This window comes from uncultured Campylobacter sp. (assembly GCF_937949835.1).
In the GTDB taxonomy this organism is placed as follows: Bacteria; Campylobacterota; Campylobacteria; order Campylobacterales; family Campylobacteraceae; genus Campylobacter_B.
The window spans coordinates 1-2610 of the sequence record NZ_CALEDC010000389.1; the positions used below are offsets into that span (position 1 = coordinate 1).

A 2610-nucleotide genomic window follows, 5' to 3' on the forward strand; every position below is an offset into this window, starting at 1 on the left:
GATGAAATTTGCCTGCCACAAAGCGAATTTTTGGGTGGCAGATTTAAAAATTTAAGCGAAGATTTTTACCGCTTCGTTTGCTCTTTTGAAATTTTGAGCGACGCTGCGGACGCCGTTTGGTTCGTATCCGCTAGGGATTATGCATCGCCGAGCTCGGACGAGGCGGAATTTCGCTACGGAGATTTTGAAAAAGACAGCCTGGAGTGCGTGGCTAACGATGCGCAAAGAGCCGCCGTGAGCGCATTTTGGAGCGGGTGCTTGCCGTTTTTGTTTTCGGTCAGAGGCGAACGCTGCTTCGCGGGCATCCTCACGCAGGGCGCGGACGCGGGCAAGATCGTATTCGGTGCGGAACCGATCTATGAGGATGCCCTGGTTATTGCACAAAACTTCGAGGAGCTTATCGCTCTTTTCCTTGCCGCACTCACGGACAAAAACGCCGCAAAATATCCGCTTTCTTGTTTTGTGTAGCAACAATGCGATACCAGCAAAGCGGTACTGCGAGCGCGAGTAAAACAGCACGCGGGGTGCGGGACACAAATTTTAGACTCGCGCAAAATCTACGCCACGGATCGTATCGGAGAGCAAAATTTCGCTCGATGTTTAGAGCAAAGCGCGGAAAAAACGGCGCTGCAAATTATACGAACTACGGAAGTCTGCCCGCGCGGCTCTGCCCTTCTATCTCCTTGAGCGCTTTAAGAATATCCTCGCTTTGAAATTTAATGCTTACCGATAGAAACGGGTAGTGCTCTATCCGCCCCAAAAGTGGCAGGTCGCTTGCGCAAAGTAGGAATTTTTGCATGTCGTAGTGATGCTGTTTGCCGTTAAATTCCACCATTTTACCGCCGCTCAGGCACAAGCACACGCTAGGCTCATAGATCGTCGCGATGAAGTCTGGGGCTTTCTTTGATGGTAGAAGCTAAGCGCCCCTATAGGCTTCTGAGCGTGCCTCTAGGCGGGATATAGCTCGTCCGCGATCTTTGCGGCGTCTTTTAAAATTTTATCTACTTCGTTCATGCTCTCCTTTAAATTTACTCGGGTTATATTTAAATTTGTACGATTAGGCAAGGAATTTGGACTATCGTGCTACCGCAAAATTTTAAAAAAGGCTATAATTTAGCCAACTTTATTTAAAGGAGAGAAGATGACAAATTTTAGTTTTTGCAACCCCGTGAGGATAGAATTCGGCAAGGATAAAGAAAAACATATCGGGCAGTATATGAAGGAAGCGGGCGCGAAAAAAGCTCTCGTGCTATACGGTAGCGAGCGCGTGCGAAAGAGCGGTCTGATGGACGTGGTGGAGAGCAGCTTAAAGGCAAACGGTATAGAATTTGCGCAGCTTGGCGGCATAAAATCAAATCCCGTGCTAAGCAAGGTAAACGAAGCAATCAAGCTCGCCAAAGAATTTGGCGCAGATAGCGTGCTTGCTGTAGGTGGCGGAAGCGTACTGGACTCCGCAAAAGCCGTAGCCGCAGGCGCCTGCTACGAGGGCGACGTGTGGGATTTTTTCACCGGCAAAAATCCTGGCGGCGCGCTTAAAATTTTTGACATCATCACCCTTGCCGCGACGGGCTCGGAGATGAACTGCGGCGGCGTGGTGACTAAGGAGCAGACCAAACAAAAATACGCGATCAGCGCGCCGTGTCTATACCCGAAGGTCTCGGTCATAAACCCGCAGCTGCAAGCAACCGTCAGCCGCGAGTATCTCGTATATAGCGCGAGCGACATCATCGCGCACAGCATCGAGGGGTATTTTACCGCTAGCGTCCATCCGGATATCGTGCGAGCCTATATCGAAGCCAATATCAAAACCGTCATCCGTACGACTGAAATCCTACTCGCAGATCCGAGCGATTACGACGCGCGTGCCGAGTTTGCGTGGGCTGCGACGATGGCGCTAAACGGGCTAACTTGCGTGGGCGTGGGCGGCTTCGGCTATCCGAATCATATGATCGAGCATGCGATGAGTGCGGTCGTGGACTGCGCGCACGGAGCCGGTCTTAGCGTGGTAATGCCTGCGTGGATGAGGTGGTATAAGGATAGGAATTTAAGCGCGTTTGAGCGTTTTGCTCGTGAAATTTTTGGCCTTAAGAGTGCAGATGAAGGTATTGCAGCACTTAAAACATGGTTTGATAAGATTGGTACGCCTACTAGCCTCGCTCAGCTCGGCATCGAAGGTAAGGTACTAGACGAGGTCATAGACGTAGCCGCGACAAACGCCAAAGCGTGGAATATGGCGGAGCTCTACAGCCGCGAAAATATCGCTAAAATTTTAGATTTTGCAAAATAAGGCGCGAGCGCATAGATAAAATTTTAAACAGAAGGGTGAGCGATCGCCCTTTTCCGAAAAAGCAGGCGGCAGTATAGACGCACTAGCGATCGACGTTTCTTGAAAAAGGCAAGGAATAGCGCAGATAGTAGCGAGATGATCGTCTTGCACCCCTTAAGTCCGCGAGGCTCGCTGAGAGATGGTAGAGACGACAAGCAGTGCGTCTAAATTTAAAGCCCAGGCGACTGCGGATCGAGCGTGAAATTTAGCTATGTTTGTCAGGGTAAACTTTGCCACATAATACTTCCGTCGAATTTGATGCGCAAATTTCACAATAAATTTTA

3 protein-coding genes are annotated in these 2610 nt (G+C 49.9%); 2 read left to right on the top strand and 1 reads right to left on the bottom strand.

What is annotated here, in order from left to right; all coding sequences use genetic code 11:
* A partial coding sequence (locus Q0256_RS08815) for a hypothetical protein (RefSeq protein ID WP_297962281.1) occupies window positions 1-468 on the top strand: 468 nt, incomplete at its 5' end.
* Between the two features lie 175 nt (window positions 469-643).
* Here the strand turns inward: Q0256_RS08815 and Q0256_RS08820 are convergent.
* On the bottom strand, window positions 644-886 hold the full coding sequence (locus Q0256_RS08820) for an AraC family transcriptional regulator N-terminal domain-containing protein (protein ID WP_367271954.1): 243 nt from the start codon (window positions 884-886) through the stop codon (window positions 644-646).
* 255 nt (window positions 887-1141) lie between these two features.
* On the opposite strand from Q0256_RS08820, the gene Q0256_RS08825 reads away from it, so the two are divergent.
* On the top strand, window positions 1142-2287 hold the full coding sequence (locus Q0256_RS08825; protein WP_297962283.1) for an iron-containing alcohol dehydrogenase: 1146 nt from the start codon (window positions 1142-1144) through the stop codon (window positions 2285-2287).
* Window positions 2288-2610 lie beyond the last annotated feature (323 nt).

Excerpts from the sequence above, each read along its gene's own strand:
- Q0256_RS08825 (WP_297962283.1), top strand. The coding sequence starts at position 1,142 with ATGACAAATTTTAGTTTTTGCAACCCCGTGAGGATAGAATTCGGCAAG.